Here is an 18509-nt window from a genome sequence, read left to right as displayed (position 1 = left end):
TGATCGACGAAACCTTTCATCCCGTTCCCACGGGCCACAGGTTGTTGAAAAACCGGCCAGCAATCTGACCGGATTCAGGGAAGGGGATTAAACGTTCCTCAAAGCAGCTTCAGGATTGCTTCCACTTCTGGGTCCTGTTCAACAGCAACTTACCCAACGTCATATGAGCTATCTTAACGCTGGCAGCTGTGACCAGAATCAACACCGCCATGGCCGCAGCCGGGCCGGTTTGTCCGGCATCTTCCATGTTCAGTACTGAAACGGAAGCCAGCATGGTATCGGTAGAGTAAAGGAAAACGACAGCCGACGTAGTAGTCAGGGCGTTAACAAAAAGATAGATCGCTATATCCAGCAAAGCAGGTGTGCAGACCGGCAGGGAGACTTTCAGGAAGGCTTTGTATTGCGGGATCTTCAGTGATGCCGCTACCTGCTCAATCTCAGCGGGCAACTTCTTCAGGGCCGTCAATGCTGTCAGGTGCCCCACCGTGAAGTAGTGAGCCACCGTATTGATGACCAGAATCGTCATGGTTCCATAAAGTATCCCCAACGGATTACCGGCCTGGTTAAAGAAGAAGATATAACCCAGACCCAGCACCATACCCGGTACCGCCATCGGCAACATGGCCATGATGTGGATAAAGTTCCTCAAAATGGGAGGCAACTTACTTTTTTCCACATTGTAAGCCGTAACGAAAATAATCAGGGTTCCGGCAATCGCTGTGTAGAACGCCATTTTCAGAGAGTTGAAGTAGGGCTCCCAGCCATTGGCACTGAACTTTTCAAACTGATAGTTGCTTAAAGACAGCTCCATGTTCCAGGGCCAGAAAGTGACCAGCGAGCCATAAATCGCCATACCCACCACGGCCAGAATGGCCAGACAGATCAGGCTGCAAATCAGGAAGAAAATACCATCCTTCACAGGATTTCGCTCAGGCACAAAGTTGACGGAGCGAGCGCCAAACAATTCTTTCTGTTTTTTCTGAACTCTGTGATCAATCACAAACGCCAACAGGGCGGGGATCAGCAACAGCACACTGATGACAGCACCCATGGCAAAGTTCTGTTGACCGGCCACCTGTTTGTAGATGTCGGTAGCCAGTACGTTGTACTGGGCCCCAATCACTTTTGGGACACCAAAGTCGGTCACCACCAGGGTGAAAACGACAGTGACCGTACTGATCAGACCAAACTTGGCCGCTGGCAGCGTGACAGTCATAAAGGTTTTAAACGGAGACGTACCCATGGAGCGTGCTGCTTCATAGAGTCTGGCGTCGGAGGTGGACAGCGCCGTGGTAAGAATCAACAGGGCATGGGGAAAGGTCCAGAAAGCCAGACCCATAACAATACCGGGCAGGCCATAAATCGAGTGACCGAATAGCAAGTCTACAGCGACACCCTGGTTGCCAAACAGATAAATCATACTAATGGCAGGCAGCAGCGAGGGTGCCAGGATGGGTAACATGCCCAATACTTTGAAGACGGGTTTGAAGGGCATTTGGGTGCGTGTCAGTCCGTAGGCAAACAGGAATGACAAACTAACGACGATTGTCGTAACAATAATACCGGCTTTCAGCGTATTGCCAATGGACTGGCTCAGGGCCGGGTTGCCAAGATACTCAGCAAAGTAACTCAGACCAACAAAAGCGCCATCGCTGTCCTGCACACTTCTTGCCAGCATGGACAGAAGTGGCAGCAGCAGGGAAATAATCAGATAAAGAGCAACCGCTCCGATCACCAGCCCAAGAATCCATTGATCCTTGCCGATGGCTGGCAGCAGAGGTTTCCGGCTCTGTACTGGAGCGTTTGCGCCCGCTGGTGTGTGTGTGGAGATACTCATAGTCAAAGCGGACTCGTCATGCGGCAGGGAAGACATGGATATGTTTTTCACTCAGGGACAGCCGACTCAGGCTCCCCGCTTCCAGCTCCAGACCGGCCAGCTGGTGGATAGGTACATCGACCTTGATCAGTCGTTCACTGCTCCAGCCCACCGGGCTGCACTCGGCACGAACAAAAGAACCCTGGAACTCCAGGCTTTCAACACTGACCGGCAGTGCCGACGGGCCTTCAGTAAAACTAAAGTCTTCCGGACGAATCCCCAGAGTGACTTTTCTTGCTGTTGATTCAGCCACTGGCAGAGACAGTGTCTGGTTGGCCAGCATGACCTGATTCTGGTTGTTGGTGTTGCCTTCCAGAAAGTTCATGGCACCGACAAATTCAGCCACGAAGCGAGAGGCCGGGTGCTTATAAATTTCTTCCGGTGTGCCGATCTGTTCAATATGTCCGTGATTCATGACCACAATGCGATCCGCCATGGCCATGGCTTCTTCCTGGTCATGGGTCACCATAATGGTGGTGATGCCCAGTTTTCTTTGCAGTTTACAGATGGTTTCCCGCAATTTAATTCTGACCTTGGCATCCAGGGCAGAGAGTGGTTCATCGAGCAATAACAATCCCGGAGAGAGTGCCAGAGCCCTTGCCAGTGCGACACGTTGTTGCTGGCCGCCGGAAAGCTGGGACGGAAATTTGGGGCCGGAATCCGGCAGACCGATAATGTCCAGCCATTCGTTAACAGTCTTCTCAACGTCCTGCCTGGACTGACCCTGGTTTTTCAAACCAAAACCAATATTCTCTGCGACGCTCAGGTTGGGGAACAGGGCATAGGATTGAAAGACAATACCGAAGTCTCTTTGTTCAGGTGGGAGCGCGGTGATGTTAGTGCCATCCTGCCAGATCTCTCCCTGTTGGCAGGCTTCCAGTCCGGCAATCATTCTCAACAGTGTCGTCTTTCCGCAGCCAGAAGGGCCGAGAAAACAGATGAATTCACCTTTGTTAACGGACAGGGAAATCTCTTCGAGGGCGGTGAAATCGCCAAAGCGTTTCCCCAGGTTTTCGATAGTGAGAAAGGGTTGCATAGCGTAAACTTCCTAAAGCTCCAAACCTGAAAAGCCGTTTATTCCCGTTAAGGAGTAAACGGCGCTTTCTATATAACTAGATAACTAGTGAGACTTCACGACTTAGGTTCAGACATGTGGTCGAAACGCTTGGACCATTCTGCGAGCACCGCCTCACGATCATTGGCCATTTCACCAAAGTCCAGATCCACCATAGCGCTTTCTACATCCGGGTAGTTGGCGACTTCTTTCTTGACGTCTTCATGACCGACAACGGCATAAGCTTCAGCGTATTCCACATTGGCTTCTTTGCTCAGCGACCAGTCGATCAGTTTTTTCGCAGCTTCAGCCTGATCGGTGCCTGCCACCAGACCGACGGATTCCACATCCCAGCCAATACCACCTTCAGGCAGAATCAGATCCAGTGGTGCGCCCTGGTTTTTCAGTTGAGCGCCACGAATGGCCTGGGAAATACCGATGGCTACTTCACCCATGGCCGCCTGGACACAGGGCTTGGAACCGGAGTGAGTGTACTGGGCAATGTTGCTGTTCAGCTTATCCATATAAGCCCAGCCCTTGTCGTCGCCCATGCTTTGCAGCCAGGCGGAAACCTGCATATAGCCAGTGCCGGAAGAGGCCGGGTTAGGCATGGCAATCTGACCTTGATAGACCGGATCCAGCAGGTCCTGCCAGGAGTCAGGCTTAGGCAGGTTTTTGGCTTCGGCGACTGCTTCGTTGTAGCAAATAACGTTGAAGTAAGCCTGATTACCAAACCAGGCTTTACCCGTTTCAGGGTCCACCAGCTCAGCCTTGATGTCACCCAGACCTTTGGGTTTGTAGCTGTCCAGCACGCCTTCATCCTTCAGCAATGCCATGCTGGAACCGGCCAGGCCCCATACGACATCTGCCCGGCTGTTTTCTTTTTCTGCCAGCAGTTTGGCAGTCATGATACCGGTGGAGTCCCGTACCCATTTGATGCTGATATCGGGGTTTTCCTGCTCAAAGGCTTTCTTATAGCGATCCAGAAGGTCGGATTCGAAAGCCGTGTAAACCGTCAGCTCCACAGGGGACGCGGCAAAAGATGAGGCGCTGAAAATCGACGTTGCTGCAAGGGCCAGGGCCGTTATACGCTTTTTCATGGGGCTCTCTCCAGTCAGGCAATGGTTTGATGCTGGTTTAGACCAAAAGTGATGAGAGGATTCTACGAGAGAGAAATGACTAAAATATTACAGATCTTTTTCGGCTTTGTTACATTGTGAGAAATAAGGGAAGGAGGGGAATCACCCACCTGGTAATAAAAGGTGGGTGACGTATTTTTAGAAAATACCGGCAATATTCTTTTCTGCAATGCCAGGAGCCAGGGTCATGCCCTTGCCGCCGATAGCCGTGAGAAAATGAATTTTGTCGTCTATATCGTCCTGATAATAATGATCGGTTTTACTCTGGCAGTAATAGCCTGCCCAGTATTGTGCGATATCCCAGCAAGGCAGCTCAACAATGTTTCTGGCTTCTGTCAGCATCCGTTCGTTGAGGGATTGATTCAGTGTGAAGGAAAGCTTTTCTGCCTCACGGGCATCGGCGTACTCGTGTGAATCACCAATGATGATCGACCCGTCCAGCTCCTGTTTAAACAGAATATGAACCCCGTATTTATCCAGCTCTGAATCCGCTTCTCCGGCACGCCAGGAAGGCAGGTTGCGAAAGCTCTCATAGCGCCTGATACTTCTGCCAGAGAGCAAATTGCCCTTGAGACTGACGCTCTGCAGGGGTTTGGTACGCATCATTTGCAGCTTCACCAGCTCAATATCGCTGTTCAGGAAACGCGATGGAAACAGGGTTTTGAAGTCATGCCCGTTACAGACCATTGCTTTTGCAGCCCGGTATTGATCGCCTGCTGAATCCCGACTGATGACTTCGTCCTGCCCGGTTTCCATGGCAATGATCCGGGTGTTGGGTCGGTATTCAACCCCGTATTCCTGCTGAATAAACTCAATAATTCGGTAAACCAGTTGCAGAGGATTAACGCTGAATTCTTCCGGAAAGAACAGGGCTCCTTTGACATAACTTTTCCTGACGGCAGGGTTGGCACGGATCACCTCATCACGGCTAAGCAGCGATGATGGATAGCCAGTTTGCTGGTGTTGTTGATGCAGCTCTTGCAGCATCGCCAGCTCCTGCTCATCGGAGGCCATATAGCAACTGCCATTTCTCCGGGCTGAAATATCAAACTGATCCTGCAGGGTTTGATAAATGTCAAGAGAGTTCAGTGCTGTTGGCAACAGGTCTGCGGTCATGCCCGACGGGATCACCTGACCAAAGTTTCTGACAGTGGCCTGAACCGGTTGACTGTCTTTTTCAACCAGCAGGACTTTATAGCCCCGCTTCGCCGCTGCGTAGGCATGAAAAGCACCGAGAATACCGGCACCGACCACCATTAAATCGTATTTCAAAGGAGTCTCCCGGCGTTTAAATGTGCTTCAGGATGTCGGCTAAGTGATCAAGCACCAGAGTTGGAGAGGCCGCAGCCAGTTGCTCGCGAGTCTGGGCGCCCGTGGTCACACCAACGGTGAAACCGCAGTGGGCGTTTTTTCCTTCCTCAATATCAATGGCCGAATCGCCTGCTTTAAGTACCTTTGAACTGTCGTGGATACCGGTTTTTTCCATAGCCAGCTCAATCATGTCGGGTGCCGGTCTGCCGTTTGTGACATCATCCGCTGTGATCAGGGCATCAAATTCGACACCGGGCAGCCAGTTCATCTTTTCTAGCAGCCCTGTTGCCACCTGGCGGCTGTAGCCGGTGTTGAGTGCGACCTTGATGTCTCGGGCGCGCAGCTCTTTCAACAGTTCGGGGACGCCGTCGAAGGAGGTTACTGCCAGTTCTTCATAAGCCTGGGTCAGTTGTTGCTTAAAAGACTGGAAGATTTGCTCTGACTCGGAATGGTCGAAGCCTTTGGAAGACAGAGTGTCTTTTATGGCCTGATGTTTCTCTTTGCCGGCACCGTGCTCAAGAACTTCATCCAGGGTGAAGTCATAACCAGCATCGACAAGACTTTTTTGAACCGTTTTGTAAACGACGTTGTCTTCATTAACGGTAGTGCCAGCCATATCAAAAACGGCGAGTTGAATTTTGCTCATGTTGACCTCTTTTCAGTTGTCAGGGTTAAAAGGTGATGGACGTTTAGTTCGAATTGTTTGAAATGTTCGAATTGACAGTGGTGTCAGCGGCAATCACCACTGCATCCTGTCGCCAATATTCAAAGTCACAGTCAATCAGGACACCGGACTGGTCGTAGTTGGTTCGCTCAATCAGCAATCCGGAGCTGCCTGTGGTGACTTTGAGGTGAGAAGACGCCTCGGCATTCAGGCCCACCGGGTACAATCTGAAACGAACCCGGGTGTAGTGGCGGTTGTAATGTTCCCGATAGATATCAGACAGCGATTGGGACAGATCGTGTTCCAGCAGGCCCGGGAAGTAGGCAGGATTCATGTAATTTTCAATGTACAGGACATTTCGGCCATCCACTGAACGAAGGCGTTGCAGTCGATACACCGAGGTCAGAGGTGTCACCTCAAGCAATTTTTGCACTCGGGCAGGGGCCGGTATCCGATCGGCATGGAGCATCCGGGTGCCCGGTACTCTGCCCTGGTGGCTGACCATGGTATGAAAGTTAGTATTCACCGTGGGATCATAGGTCACTCTTTCCGGAGAGACAAACCAGCCTATGCGATCTTCGCGATAGACCAGTCCGTCGGCTTCCATAGACGACAGAGATTCCCTGAGCGTAACGCGGGTGGTGCTGAATTGTTCACTCAACAATCGCTCCGAGGGCAGTTTGCTCCCCGGCTTTAATACACCACTTTCGATCTGCTCGTTCAGGGCAGTACGGATGATTTGATACTGACTTTTTCCCTGTCCCATGAATACGGTTCTCTTGAGGGTCAATGGATTCTCATCTGGTATATACCATTTTAAACCGCTTTTATGACAATTAAATGATTGTTTTTATGAAAATGAAGGGTTTTTGATGGGGGAAATATGAAGTTTTTATGAAACGTGCCTGTTGGGTATTTACAGGAAAAAGTCTCGCCGTCATGATTTTACGCAAATTGGTATATACCAGATGATTGAAGTTTCTGTTTCTATGGGTGTCCTATGAAAGCCGTATCCACAAAAGACGTGCCAGCTGTGCAAGAAAAGAGTTTGGAAAATCCCTATCTCCTGTTAACTCCGGGGCCTCTCTCGACGTCAACCAGTGTCCGCGAAGCGATGCTGCGTGACTGGTGCACCTGGGATGACGATTACAATCTTGGTGTCGTTGAAGAAATCCGCAGTCAACTGATTAAACTGGCCTCGGATACTGAAGACTACACCGCTGTGCTTATGCAGGGCAGCGGCACCGCTTCGGTCGAAGCAACGATTGGCTCGGTGATTCCTGATGAAGGTAAGTTGCTGGTCATTAATAATGGCGCTTACGGTGCCCGCATTGCCCAGATTGCTGAGTATCTGAAGATTCCTCACAGCGTGCTGAATTGTGGTGAGATTAATCCGCCAACGCCTGAAGAAGTTGAACAGATACTGTCTGAAGACCAGGCAATCACCCATGTCGCTGTCGTTCATTGTGAAACCACTACCGGGATGTTGAACCCTATTGAAGCCGTGGCACCCGTGGTTAAGAAACACGACCGGGTTCTGATTGTTGATGCCATGAGCAGCTTTGGTGGTGTCCCCATTGATCTGGCCGGACTGGGCATTGATTTTCTGATCAGCTCTGCCAACAAGTGCATTCAGGGTGTTCCCGGTTTTGGCTTTGTTATTGCCCGTCGTTCTCTGTTGTCTCAGTGTGAAGGGCGAGCCCGCTCCCTGTCTCTGGATCTCTACGATCAGTGGCAATGCATGGAAAAAAATAATGGCAAGTGGCGCTTTACCTCTCCCACTCATACCGTCAGGGCTTTCCATCAGGCATTGGCTGAGCTGAATGAAGAGGGTGGCATTGCGGCTCGTCACCAGCGTTACTCCAGCAATCAGAGCTTGCTGGTTCAGGGTATGAATGAGCTGGGCTTCAAGTGCCTGTTAGACAATAAACTGCACTCGCCGTTTATTACTTCTTTCTACTCGCCGGAGCATCCGGATTATGACTTCTTGCGCTTTTATGAACAGCTGAAAGCGAAAGGTTTTGTTATTTATCCCGGTAAAGTGTCGGATGCCGACTGTTTCAGAATTGGTAATATCGGTGAAGTGTATCCAGAAGACATCAGTCGACTGATTAAAGCCGTTTCCGAAAGCATGTACTGGCAGGAGCGTTGATGTTGTCGAGGATATCAGTTCGGAATTAAGCGCGGACTGATTCATTTTCTGCTAAACCTTACAGGGTGTAAAAACATCTTCGCCCTGTGAGGTGTTATGAAGTACATCCCTCTTTTTATTGCAGCCCTGATTCCCGCTTTAGTCAGTGCTGTGCCTCTGCCAGAAACCATGGCACCTGATTTTGAAACCACCGCAGTCCTGCCGGTTAAAGGTAAGCCTGAAGGGCGGGTTGTGGATAACTTTAAGTTATCCAGTCTGTTCGGGAAGAAGCGCATTTTGCTGCTCAGTTATCCACAACACTGCACCTATATTTGTGCCACTGAGCTGATCGCGATCAAAGATAAACTGGATCGGTTTCGGGAACTGGGTTTTGAGGTGCTGGTGCTTGCCACCGATGGAGCACCCATGTTCAAAAGCAAGCCCACCGAAATCGGTAAAGCAGGTTTTATTAAGCTCCTGGATCCAGAGGCTAAAATTCTGAAACAGTACGGTTTGCAAAGCGAGGATGGACTGTCCTTCAGAGCCACTTTTTACATGGGCATCGACGGTAAAGTCAGAATCACCGAGGTTCTGGGCAATACCATTGGCCGGGATGTTGATGACATGCTGAGAAAGGCTGCCACCATCAAATTTGTTGAAGAAGACGGAGGCCTTCTGACACTCCCCGCCCAATCAGCCTTGTATTTCAACTGACGGACAAACTCTCCCCAGTTTGCATCGGCTATATGCTTTGCCAGCTTTGGATTTTTGATCATGCCCTTCACGTTCAGAGACTCTACGCAAACAACTTGGTTCTCGTTAATGAGTTTGCGTGATGCCTGGTGGGTGGCATCCATCCGACAATCGGCAACCTTGGCATGAAGTCGTGCAACCTTGAGCTTTGCTTTGGCTCTGTTGCTACTGCCTTTTTGCTTTTTTGACATCTGACGCTGAAGATAGGCGAGCTTTATCTCGTAGCGCCTGGTGTGCCTTGGGTTACCGGATTTTTCACCCTCTGAAGTGATGAACAGATCATTCAAACCTAAATCAATGCCTACTGTTTTGTTACTAATAGGCATTGGTTTAGCTTCAAACTCACACAGCATGGACACAAAGTACCGGCCTGCCCGATCCTTGCTGATGGTAATACTGGAAGGCTCAGAAGCCAGTGGTCGGCTCCATCGGATATTCAGCGGATCTTTGCTTTTGGCAATGAAAAGCTGACCATCTTTGTATCTGAAAGCGGCCTTTGTTAGCCGGATACTTTGTCTTGAGTGTCTTTTCTTGAATTTAGGGTATTTGGCTTTTCCATTACAAAATTTCTTGAAAGCCTCTTGCTGATCTCTAAGCTTTTGTTGAAGAATCACGCTGGATACATCAGCCAGAAATGGAAACTCTGTCTTGAGCGAGACAAGCCTTTTTTCTACCTCAGAGTGGGATATGGATTTCCCGTCTTTGTAGTAGGCATCAGTGCGAAAACGAAGCGTATTGTTATAAACAAATCGAGCACAACCAAACGACTGAGCAAGTAGCTGAGTTTGCCCAGGTGTTGGGTAGAATCGTTCTTTGTAGGCTCGCTTAGTCTTCATGCGAAATATTTTACAGAAAGCATTGCCTTTCGTAAACCTTGATGTTTATTATCAGTCCTGCGGACTGACCGCTTGTATCACCGCCCGATTGGGCGATGCTTTACGCGGGAATTGGTAAAACCGGAAGGTTAACCCGGTTCACGATCCAGTTTTCGGTAATGCACAGCTTCAGCCAGGTGTTTTTGCTGAATGTCTTTTTGCTCATCAATATCCGCCAGCGTTCTGGCCACTCTCAGTATTCGGTGTACGGCTCTGGCTGAATAACCCAGTTTGTCACACAGCCGGGTCATAAAGTCCTGCTCTTTTTTATTCAGTGGACAGTATTCACCCATTTCACTGGCAGACAATCGGGCGTTGGGTTTGCCCTGCCTGCGCTGTTGGATAGACCTTGCCTGAATCACCTGCTGACGGATTTTTTCCGTTGACAGGTTTTCATCTTCGGGCGGGTTTTCAAAGAGTCGCTCGGTCTTCTGGCTGGAGACTTCTATCTGCAAGTCAATGCGGTCTAACAAAGGGCCTGACAGTTTCCGTTTATAGCGCCTGACCTGCTCCGCAGAACACTGGCAGGGTTTTTGTGGATCGCCAAGATATCCACAGGGGCAGGGATTCATGGCTGCAATAAGCTGAAAGCCAGCCGGAAAACTAGCCTGACCTTTGGCGCGGGAAATAACCACTTCCCGGGTTTCCAGAGGCTCTCTCAGTACTTCCAGAGCCACTTTTTGGAACTCCGGCAGTTCATCCAAAAACAGGACGCCGTTGTGGGCAAAGGAAATCTCTCCCGGTCGGGGGTGACTGCCACCACCCACCAGAGCGACGGCAGAAGCCGTATGATGGGGGTTACGAAAGGGGCGCTGCTTCCATGACGGCGGCTGACTGTAAGAAGACAAGGTATGTATGGCTGCCACTTCCAGGGCTTCCTGATCATTCAGCTCGGGAAGAATACCGGGCAGGCGACTGGCCAGCATGGTTTTACCGGTGCCCGGAGGGCCGTAGAAAATCAGATGATGTGCGCCAGCGGCTGCCGTCATCAGACCTCGTTTAGCCTGTTGTTGCCCCTTTACATCCAGCAGATCGGGATACACGACAGGGCTCTCATTTCTGTTGCAGACTGTTTCTGATAGATGCCCATTACCGGTGAGATGAGCATAAACTCTAAGCAGGCTTTCTGCTCCCAATACTTTTGCATCGGGACAAAGGGCGGCGGCCTGGGCATTCATTTGGGGAAGCAACAGTGTGTGGGCCGACTGACAGCAGGCAATGGCGGCTGGCAGTGAGCCTGTGATCGGTCTCAGCTCACCTGACAGGGCCAGTTCCCCCAAAAACTCATAGTCTGCCAGAGATTCAGGTTTAAGCTGACCCGATGCAGCAAGGATGCCCAGAGCGATGGGCAGGTCGAATCGACCACCCTCTTTAGGAAGATCAGCGGGTGCCAGATTGACAGTAATACGAGACACCGGAAACTCAAAACCACTGTTGAGAATGGCGCTTCTGACCCTGTCCTTGCTCTCACGAACAGCGGCTTCCGGAAGACCCACCATATTCAGGGCTGGCAAACCTGCCGACAAATGGACTTCAACCGAGACAGCGGGTGCATCCAGTCCGGTTTTGGCGCGGGTTTGAACAACGGCTAACCGCGACATAGAACTTCCTTCTTTTTGTATTTGGGTTTTTATTGTTTGGCACTTCGCTATGGAATGCCTGTGCAAAACTGAAGGTTTGAGAATAGCAGTGATTCAGAGGTTTGTTGGCAGAAGTGTCTGGTGAGGGTTTTACTGAAAATTCAGACTACTCCATTGAGTATCTGCATCCAAAGCCCTTTTTTGAGTCTTTACGGTTGAAGTTTCTGGTGCCATTTTACCAAAGACATCACTCCTTAGGCTTTTCGCTGATGAAAGTTATTCTTGCCAATATCGATATCAAGTACTTAAATAGTGCTGGGTGGTTCGCTCCGGTTAATCCTGTTTAAATGGTTAACTCCATTTTGGTTCATTTGAAGCCGCTTAGGAGGGGCGGACCATCCCATTAGTCCAGTGTTACGTTATTTAAAAGAGTAGCCCGTGGTTAGGTCTGAAGGACGAGGCTTGTAAAATCCTCTAATTCAGGGATGCAAGTGACCAGACTAAGCCTCTTCGAGTGAGCACGGGGTATTCAGTTGAGATAAAACGATGAAAGTCTTATTATCAATAAAGCCTGAATACGCCAGAAAAATTTTAGATGGTGAAAAAAGGTATGAATTTAGAAAGGCTATTTTCAAAGACAAACGAGTCAGTAAAGTTGTCATTTATGCAACAAAGCCTGTTGGTAAAGTTGTTGGTGAATTTGAAATTGATGATATTTTACAAGATAAACCAACATCTCTTTGGAAAGCTACCAAAGAATATTCAGGCATTACTCACAAGTTCTTTTCTGAATATTTCAGCGGAAGAAATAAAGCCTTTGCTATTAAAGTTAAAAACCCATCTAAATATCAAGAGCCTTTAGAATTATCATCTATTATTGCTCATGGTGTTCCTCCCCAGTCTTTTTGTTACCTGCGCTGAACCTGACATATATGAGCCCTAACACTGTCAAGGGCAAGGCAATAAGGGTGCCTGAAGTCGTTTGCTGGTTGAAGTGCCCGGCCAGCGAAGGAACTGGCCGGTGCAGGGCTTAGTCAACGATTTGCCAGGAACCGTCTTCCTGCAGGCAGGCCTGTCCCCAGGCGTCCTCAGTTCGACCGCCCACCGTAATGGACTGTTGGAATTCCCGGCAAACCAGACCGCTGGAGGCACTCTTGCCTTCTTTGGTGGTCACCACATAGCCGGAAGCATCGCCATCATTCCAGATGATCCTTTCGCCAACGGGAGCGGTAGTGGCCTTAATCTGAGCCGCTTCGTGAGCACGCTGGGCAGATTCATTGAGGTTATCAAGAATTTTCAACGTGATGGCGGTAAACGCCAACCATTTGTAGGCGTCATTGTCGTCACGATAATGGCCGTAGCCGTAGTAAGAGTTACCGTAGTTTCTCACCACGACAACATTGTTTCTGATCACCCTTTTTCTTGGGGCTACCACGACCCGGTGCTTCTTGATGACGTTTGGGCCGTCCCAGCGGTCATCACGGCGGTCATTCCAGCCATCATCACGGCGATCTTGACGATCGTCTCTTCTGTCTTCCCTATTGTCTTGCCGATCGTCTCTTCTGTCTTCTCTATTGTCATGACGATCTTCACGATTGTCCTGACGGTCGTCACGGCGTTCTTCGCGATTGTCCCGACGGTCATCCCGTTGCTCTTCACGGTTATCCTGACGGTCGTCGCGACGCTCTTCACGATGGTCCTGACGGTTGTCACGGTTGTCCCGACGGTCATCGCGTTGTTCTTCGCGATTATCCTGGCGGTCGTCACGACGCTCTTCACGGACTTCTTCCCGGTCATTATCTAACAAGCCCGCATGGACCAGTGTCGAGACCGGTGAAAAAGTAGTGAGTGCCAATAAAAACGTAAACAGTCGTTTTTTCATCATGCCGATTTACCCAGGAGCAGAACACTGGCCTGAGCGCGTCCTGTGCCTTCGGTGTCGTAGTAGAATTTTACTTTTTCAATGGCCCTTGCTTTACCAGGCAGGTCAATAACACGGGAGCTACCGCCTTTTTTCACTTTGCTGCGAATGGCTACTTCACGGTTTTGACCGTTCTCGTAATGAACAATCACTTTGTCGAAATCCACGTCAGCGCCCTTGACCTTGAATTGCAGGCGCTTGAAAGCACCATCTCTCAGACCAACGCGGATGGTGTCGGCTTCTGCACGACGGCTGACTTTTTTCTCACCCAGCAGTTCCCAACCACCGGCAAAAGCGGTCTGTGTAAAAACAGACATCATCATGGTGATCAGCAGGGTAAAGATTGAAAGTGAGCGTTTCATAGTGATAGTTCTCCTGAGATGTTCACTATTTGTCCTTGGGGCCAGCCCATGTTGAAAAGACTTGGCCAGTGACACTGCACATAATTGAGACAAGTGTCTTAATTTGAAGCGCAATGCTATAGGCAAGCAAGGGGTATCTCTATAGGGAAAACTACGAGGGGTTTAACGATTGTTATTGTTTAACTTGTTGATTTTATTGAATTATTTATATTACGAAATTGTAATAAAAGGGTAAAGTCTGAGAGGATATGGGTTAGCCGTCCTAAAAATAAGAACGGCTAATGACGTCAGCAGCAGGCGTCAGACTGCTCATCTTTTTCCAAATCGGCCACTTTTTTTTCAAGGGCTTCCAGCCTTTCACGGGTATGCTTCAGTACTGCCACCTGGGCATCAAACTCATCACGAGTAACCAGTTCAAATTTGGCCAGGGCACCGCCCACCAGGGCCTTGATGTTGTGCTCAATATCTTCCCGGGTCTGGCTTTTCTTCCCACCCAGAACCTGACCTGCTTTGCCGGCAATATTACCGATAAGAGAGGCTTTATCGATCATCGATGATTCCTGCAATTCTTGTCATTAAAAACCAGCGGTGATCATACCACAGACAATTAATGATCCATTGCACAAAAAGGAGTGCACAATGTTTGTGCGACAACTGAAATAAGTGTGTCTTATTGGTGCGTGAGAGTTAATGAGTGAGCGAGATTCCAGTTCTTTCCTCCTATGAGTCTTATTAACAGGCGATTTTCAGAATTTGGCACAGTGCCTGCATAAACAGCCATCAAGCTCAGTTGGACATGGATCCGCTGAATATTCAAGGCTGGGAGCGCCGATCGCAATAACAATGTCCGGACATTCCCTGCAGGCCAACAGGCAACACTCAGGAGCGCTTTTATGAAGTTGGTATCAGCCATCATCAAGCCATTTAAACTGGACGACGTGCGAGAAGCTCTGTCCGAGATTGGTGTTCAGGGCATCACGGTCACTGAAGTCAAGGGATTTGGTCGTCAAAAGGGGCATACCGAACTCTACCGTGGTGCTGAGTATGTGGTTGACTTTCTACCCAAGGTCAAGCTGGAGATCGCCATTGGCGATGATCTTCTGGATCAGGTGATTGAAGCCATTTCCAAGGCGGCCAATACCGGAAAGATTGGTGACGGAAAGATCTTCGTCACCCCTCTGGAGCAGGCGATTCGGATCAGAACCAGCGAAACCGGCGAAGATGCCATCTGATGTGCTGAGCGACAAGAGATCCTGGTTAGGAAGTTGATGGTTCCCAGAGTGTGCGAATGACAATAAATAATACCAATAGCAAAAGACGACTTATCTGCTGAACTTTCTTTGGAGAAGCCCTGTGGAAAATCTGGCTCAAGTGTCGTATGCACTCGACACTTTTTACTTTCTGATGTCCGGTGCGCTGGTAATGTGGATGGCAGCCGGTTTTGCCATGCTCGAAGCGGGTCTGGTTCGTTCTAAAAACACGGTCGAGATTTTGACTAAAAATGTCGCCTTGTTTGCCATTGCCTGCACCATGTATCTGCTTTGTGGTTACGCCATTATGTATCCGGGCGCTAACGAAGGGGGTATCCTGCCTGTTCCTGGTTTTTTGATTGGTACTGAAAACCCGGTTGAGGCGGTGACTGCCGGTGGTGCTGATGCGCCCTATCATTCTGCACGCTCAGACTTTTTCTTTCAGGTCGTTTTTGTTGCAACAGCAATGTCCATCGTTTCCGGTGCGGTTGCGGAGCGCATGAAGCTTTGGTCTTTTCTGCTGTTTGCCGTTTTTATGACGGGCTTTATCTATCCGGTACAGGGTTTCTGGAAATGGGGCGGTGGTTTTCTGGACGCGGCTAACTTTCAGGACTTTGCCGGTTCCGGTGTCGTTCACCTGACCGGTGCTGCTGCCGCACTGGCCGGTGTTCTGCTGCTGGGTGCCCGCAAAGGTAAATACGGGAAAGACGGCGCTGTTAATGCAATCCCCGGAGCCAACCTGCCGCTCGCTACCTTGGGCACGTTTATCCTGTGGCTGGGCTGGTTTGGCTTCAACGGAGGTTCTCAGCTGAAACTGGCAGACGTTGAAAATGCCAACGCTGTCGCCCAGATCTTTGTTAACACCAATGCTGGCGCTGCAGGTGGTGTTATTGCTGCCCTGATTGTCGCTCGTATTCTGTTTGGCAAAGCCGATCTGACCATGGCCCTGAATGGTGCTCTGGCAGGTCTGGTAGCCATCACAGCAGAGCCTCTGGCACCAGATGCACTCTCTGCCACTCTGATCGGTGGTGTCGGTGGTGCTTTGGTCGTGTTCGCTATCCTGACTTTGGACAAGCTGCGGATTGACGACCCGGTGGGTGCGATCTCGGTACATGGTGTTGCAGGGCTCTGGGGTCTGCTGGCAGTTCCTCTGACCAACAATGGTGCAACCTTCGGTGCGCAGTTGTTGGGCATCGCCACCATTTTTGGCTGGGTGTTTTTTACTTCCCTGATTGTCTGGGGAGTTATCAAGCTAATCCTTGGGCTGCGTATCACGGAAGAAGAAGAGTACCAGGGGGCTGATCTGACTGAGTGTGGTATGGAGGCTTATCCGGAGTTTATGGGGAAGCAGTGATTGAGTCAGTGCTTGGATTTTATGGCTGTATCAAGATGTGGGTACAGCCATAAAGCGGTTGTTCCGACAGCTTCACAATGACTGTAGATGGTTGAGCCTTTGCCAGTTCTGTACCTGCCAAAGCCTTCAGAATCTTTTTAACTGTCTGGATTATAGAGATACTGAACCGTTTGTGATCGCTATCAGATCAATCTGAACGCGCTACATACACGACTTGAGCCCACCCTCTATATCCTCCACAATAACGACTAACGCCGTAAGACAAGCGTTTTGCCAGTCTAACTGCTCTGGGCTCCAGATCACCAACCGCCATAAATTCAGAACGCTTTATATCTCAATCCCATAACAATCTCGCTGCCTTTATCTGGTCTGTTGCTGACCTTCTCTGGGGAGGTTTCAAACAGTCCCAGTATGGTCGGATCATCCTGCCATTTACCCTGTTGCGCCTTCTGGAGTGCGTACTTGCACCGTCGAAAGCATCGGTGCAGGCTAAGTACGGACAGGTGAAAAGCATGAACCTGCCCACTGATGGCAAGGAGAAAATGCTGCTGCCTGCCAACCGTACAACTGAGAATCCGCAGGGACTGACTTTTTTAATACTTCGCAGATGGATCTTTCCAAACTGGGGTTGACCGGGATAAACGACAACCTGGCAAGCTACATCCAGTCCTTCTCCAAAGATGCCCGGGAGATTTTTGAACATTTCCGTTTTGATGAATTTGTTGATGTCCTGAGCGCCAGCAACCTGCTGTTCAAAAGTCTGATGACGCACGCCACAAGGCAGTAATTGAATTACGAGTACCGGATAAAAGTATTTCAGAAATTATGCGCTTGACAGGTTGCAGTAATGAACAAGTTTGCCAGATTTGGGGGGCAAAGCTGAATGCTGCGCAAGCAAAGCGGTGATTGATGACTAATTTGTCGATTGAGTCAGAATAAGTCCTTCAAATAGATTACATGAAACTCTTGATAAAACTGGTGACAAGTCACGTCTGTGACTATATTATATATTAAATTCAGTTTTAGTCACTCATAGCAATTTTGAATAAGTTATAATAATCAGTATGTTATGAGTCCTGTGTGAGTGGTGCTTATGGCAAATGAAGAATTAGTCAGTATTTCAAGGCTGGCGCTATCAGGAAAAGAGGCTGATCTTCGCATGTATCTTGCGAAGCAGGTGAGAAAGCTCCGAAAAAAAGATCCAGAAACTGCTGGGAAGCTAGAAGAACTCTTAAAAAGTCATCCTGCCAGATCAAATGGAGTATTACGAAAAGCCTCCTCTTTTTCAGGGCGGCAGAGTGACTCTGAGCCTCTCAATGAGGTTGGAGGGGTATCACTATTAAAGTCTTTTGGTATTTCAGAAGTCTTCGACTCTCCGCTCTTACAATCACAAGTCGCTTACAGTCTAGAGCAGGTTCTACAAGAGAGAAGCTCTTTAAAACTCTTGACCGCCAATGGCCTTCAGCCAACCAGCTCTCTTATTTTTCAAGGTCCTCCTGGTGTCGGAAAAACAATGACTGCTCAATGGCTCGCTGCGCAGCTGAAACTACCATTTTATATTTTGGATCTTACAGCGGTCATGAGCAGCTATTTAGGCAAAACAGGTAGTAATTTAAGAAGCGCGATAGAGTTTGCTAAAACTCATCCATGTGTACTTCTTTTGGATGAAATTGACGCCATTGCTAAAAAGAGAAGTGATGAGGCTGATGTTGGAGAGCTTAAACGGCTTGTCACCGTTATGCTACAAGAGCTTGAGCAATGGCCATCTGAAGGCTTGTTGATTGCTGCTACAAATCACCCAGAGCTAGTTGACCCCGCTTTATGGCGAAGGTTTGATATGGAAGTGACGTTCACAATTCCTACGAAAGAGCATGTAAAAAAAGCGATCCTCAGATATCTAGGGCAGGATCAGGATAGTTTTAAGCCTTGGATGGAGCTACTGGTCGATAGTCTGAAAGGTAAATCATATAGCCATATTAAGAGAGTTATTTTCCAACTTCGCAGACTAAAGCTTATTGATCCTAATCGTTTCGAATCAGAGGCGATTACCTACATGAAGCCAAGTTTGGGTGAGCTCAGTAGTAAGGAGAGGATCAATTTTGCTGTCAGACTTGTGCGCGAGTTCGGTCTAACCCAACAAAAGGCTGCAAAAGTGTCGCATGTCAGCAGGGACACTATCAGAAAAAGAATCCAAGAATTCAAATCTTGAGGTAGAAAGTAATGTCACGCAAGGTTAATT

General features: G+C 49.1%; 18 protein-coding genes and 1 pseudogene. 8 read left to right on the top strand and 11 right to left on the bottom strand.

Going from position 1 to position 18509, the window contains the following annotated elements:
• Positions 1 to 109: 109 nt before the first annotated feature.
• From K7B67_RS18175 to phnR, 6 genes are all read right to left on the bottom strand, one after another.
• Positions 110 to 1873 carry a putative 2-aminoethylphosphonate ABC transporter permease subunit gene (locus K7B67_RS18175; protein WP_252177286.1) on the bottom strand — a complete coding sequence of 588 codons (1764 nt, stop codon included), beginning with the start codon at positions 1871 to 1873 and terminating at the stop codon, positions 110 to 112.
• Positions 1854 to 2912 (bottom strand): putative 2-aminoethylphosphonate ABC transporter ATP-binding protein, encoded by a 1059-nt coding sequence (locus tag K7B67_RS18170; protein ID WP_252177285.1) that lies wholly within the window; start codon positions 2910 to 2912, stop codon positions 1854 to 1856. The genes K7B67_RS18175 and K7B67_RS18170 overlap by 20 nt, the downstream gene beginning before the upstream one ends.
• A 95-nt stretch (positions 2913 to 3007) precedes the next feature.
• Positions 3008 to 4030, bottom strand: a complete 1023-nt coding sequence (locus tag K7B67_RS18165) for a putative 2-aminoethylphosphonate ABC transporter substrate-binding protein (protein ID WP_252177284.1) — start codon at positions 4028 to 4030, stop codon at positions 3008 to 3010.
• 177 nt (positions 4031 to 4207) lie between these two features.
• Entirely contained in the window at positions 4208 to 5341 is a 1134-nt protein-coding gene (locus K7B67_RS18160) for a TIGR03364 family FAD-dependent oxidoreductase (protein ID WP_252177283.1), read from the bottom strand.
• 16 nt (positions 5342 to 5357) lie between these two features.
• Complete coding sequence (locus tag K7B67_RS18155; RefSeq protein WP_252177282.1) at positions 5358 to 6026, bottom strand: phosphonatase-like hydrolase; 669 nt, start codon at positions 6024 to 6026, stop codon at positions 5358 to 5360.
• Positions 6027 to 6069: 43 nt separating this feature from the next.
• Positions 6070 to 6810: a phosphonate utilization transcriptional regulator PhnR gene (phnR, locus tag K7B67_RS18150; RefSeq protein WP_252177281.1), complete on the bottom strand. Its 741-nt coding sequence runs from the start codon at positions 6808 to 6810 to the stop codon at positions 6070 to 6072.
• Between the two features lie 282 nt (positions 6811 to 7092).
• Between phnR and phnW the strand changes: the two genes are divergently transcribed.
• Both phnW and K7B67_RS18140 read left to right on the top strand, forming a co-directional pair.
• On the top strand, positions 7093 to 8196 hold the full coding sequence (gene phnW, locus K7B67_RS18145) for a 2-aminoethylphosphonate--pyruvate transaminase (protein WP_252177280.1): 1104 nt from the start codon (positions 7093 to 7095) through the stop codon (positions 8194 to 8196).
• A gap of 96 nt (positions 8197 to 8292) precedes the next feature.
• Positions 8293 to 8739 (top strand): annotated as a pseudogene (locus K7B67_RS18140) (redoxin domain-containing protein); the annotation flags it as partial.
• On the opposite strand, the gene K7B67_RS18135 reads toward K7B67_RS18140, so the two are convergent.
• Positions 8727 to 9764, bottom strand: coding sequence for a transposase (locus tag K7B67_RS18135; protein WP_252177279.1), 1038 nt, complete (start codon positions 9762 to 9764; stop codon positions 8727 to 8729). The pseudogene K7B67_RS18140 and the gene K7B67_RS18135 overlap by 13 nt on opposite strands.
• A gap of 128 nt (positions 9765 to 9892) precedes the next feature.
• On the bottom strand, positions 9893 to 11404 hold the full coding sequence (locus tag K7B67_RS18130) for a YifB family Mg chelatase-like AAA ATPase (RefSeq protein ID WP_252177278.1): 1512 nt from the start codon (positions 11402 to 11404) through the stop codon (positions 9893 to 9895).
• A 525-nt stretch (positions 11405 to 11929) separates the two neighbouring features.
• Here K7B67_RS18130 and K7B67_RS18125 point away from each other — a divergent pair.
• Positions 11930 to 12304, top strand: a complete 375-nt coding sequence (locus tag K7B67_RS18125; protein WP_252177277.1) for an ASCH domain-containing protein — start codon at positions 11930 to 11932, stop codon at positions 12302 to 12304.
• Between the two features lie 109 nt (positions 12305 to 12413).
• On the opposite strand, the gene K7B67_RS18120 is transcribed toward K7B67_RS18125, so the two are convergent.
• The 3 genes from K7B67_RS18120 to K7B67_RS18110 form a co-directional block, all read right to left on the bottom strand.
• Positions 12414 to 13268 carry a hypothetical protein gene (locus K7B67_RS18120; protein ID WP_252177276.1) on the bottom strand — a complete coding sequence of 285 codons (855 nt, stop codon included), beginning with the start codon at positions 13266 to 13268 and terminating at the stop codon, positions 12414 to 12416.
• Entirely contained in the window at positions 13265 to 13666 is a 402-nt protein-coding gene (locus tag K7B67_RS18115; protein WP_252177275.1) for a hypothetical protein, read from the bottom strand. The genes K7B67_RS18120 and K7B67_RS18115 overlap by 4 nt, the downstream gene beginning before the upstream one ends.
• 287 nt (positions 13667 to 13953) lie before the next feature.
• The gene (locus K7B67_RS18110; protein ID WP_252177274.1) at positions 13954 to 14217 is read right to left on the bottom strand and encodes an accessory factor UbiK family protein; all 264 of its coding nucleotides are present in this window, start codon (positions 14215 to 14217) and stop codon (positions 13954 to 13956) included.
• Positions 14218 to 14559: 342 nt separating this feature from the next.
• Here K7B67_RS18110 and glnK point away from each other — a divergent pair, with 342 nt between their 5' ends.
• From glnK to K7B67_RS18085, 5 genes are all read left to right on the top strand, one after another.
• On the top strand, positions 14560 to 14898 hold the full coding sequence (gene glnK, locus K7B67_RS18105) for a P-II family nitrogen regulator (protein WP_252177273.1): 339 nt from the start codon (positions 14560 to 14562) through the stop codon (positions 14896 to 14898).
• Positions 14899 to 15019: 121 nt separating this feature from the next.
• Positions 15020 to 16270: an ammonium transporter gene (locus K7B67_RS18100; protein ID WP_252177272.1), complete on the top strand. Its 1251-nt coding sequence runs from the start codon at positions 15020 to 15022 to the stop codon at positions 16268 to 16270.
• Positions 16271 to 16557: 287 nt separating this feature from the next.
• A complete protein-coding gene (locus tag K7B67_RS18095) occupies positions 16558 to 16902 on the top strand; it encodes a type I restriction-modification system subunit M N-terminal domain-containing protein (RefSeq protein ID WP_346658278.1) in 345 nt (114 codons plus the stop codon).
• On the top strand, positions 16878 to 17057 hold the full coding sequence (locus tag K7B67_RS18090) for a hypothetical protein (RefSeq protein WP_252177271.1): 180 nt from the start codon (positions 16878 to 16880) through the stop codon (positions 17055 to 17057). Before K7B67_RS18095 ends, K7B67_RS18090 begins: the two co-directional genes overlap by 25 nt.
• A 306-nt stretch (positions 17058 to 17363) precedes the next feature.
• The gene (locus tag K7B67_RS18085; RefSeq protein ID WP_252177270.1) at positions 17364 to 18479 is read left to right on the top strand and encodes an AAA family ATPase; all 1116 of its coding nucleotides are present in this window, start codon (positions 17364 to 17366) and stop codon (positions 18477 to 18479) included.
• Positions 18480 to 18509 lie beyond the last annotated feature (30 nt).

This window comes from Endozoicomonas sp. 4G (genome assembly GCF_023822025.1).
Lineage (GTDB): Bacteria > Pseudomonadota > Gammaproteobacteria > Pseudomonadales > Endozoicomonadaceae > Endozoicomonas_A.
Note: the sequence above shows the minus strand (reverse complement) of the source record. Positions and strands in the feature narration are given on the sequence as shown.

Coding starts and splice junctions, on each gene's coding strand:
- K7B67_RS18175 (WP_252177286.1), bottom strand. CDS start 1,873: ATGTCTTCCCTGCCGCATGACGAGTCCGCTTTGACTATGAGTATCTCC.
- K7B67_RS18170 (WP_252177285.1), bottom strand. CDS start 2,912: ATGCAACCCTTTCTCACTATCGAAAACCTGGGGAAACGCTTTGGCGAT.
- K7B67_RS18165 (WP_252177284.1), bottom strand. CDS start 4,030: ATGAAAAAGCGTATAACGGCCCTGGCCCTTGCAGCAACGTCGATTTTC.
- K7B67_RS18155 (WP_252177282.1), bottom strand. CDS start 6,026: ATGAGCAAAATTCAACTCGCCGTTTTTGATATGGCTGGCACTACCGTT.
- phnR (WP_252177281.1), bottom strand. CDS start 6,810: ATGGGACAGGGAAAAAGTCAGTATCAAATCATCCGTACTGCCCTGAAC.
- K7B67_RS18135 (WP_252177279.1), bottom strand. CDS start 9,764: ATGAAGACTAAGCGAGCCTACAAAGAACGATTCTACCCAACACCTGGG.
- K7B67_RS18130 (WP_252177278.1), bottom strand. CDS start 11,404: ATGTCGCGGTTAGCCGTTGTTCAAACCCGCGCCAAAACCGGACTGGAT.
- K7B67_RS18125 (WP_252177277.1), top strand. CDS start 11,930: ATGAAAGTCTTATTATCAATAAAGCCTGAATACGCCAGAAAAATTTTA.
- K7B67_RS18120 (WP_252177276.1), bottom strand. CDS start 13,268: ATGATGAAAAAACGACTGTTTACGTTTTTATTGGCACTCACTACTTTT.
- K7B67_RS18115 (WP_252177275.1), bottom strand. CDS start 13,666: ATGAAACGCTCACTTTCAATCTTTACCCTGCTGATCACCATGATGATG.
- K7B67_RS18110 (WP_252177274.1), bottom strand. CDS start 14,217: ATGATCGATAAAGCCTCTCTTATCGGTAATATTGCCGGCAAAGCAGGT.
- glnK (WP_252177273.1), top strand. CDS start 14,560: ATGAAGTTGGTATCAGCCATCATCAAGCCATTTAAACTGGACGACGTG.
- K7B67_RS18090 (WP_252177271.1), top strand. CDS start 16,878: ATGGATCTTTCCAAACTGGGGTTGACCGGGATAAACGACAACCTGGCA.
- K7B67_RS18085 (WP_252177270.1), top strand. CDS start 17,364: ATGGCAAATGAAGAATTAGTCAGTATTTCAAGGCTGGCGCTATCAGGA.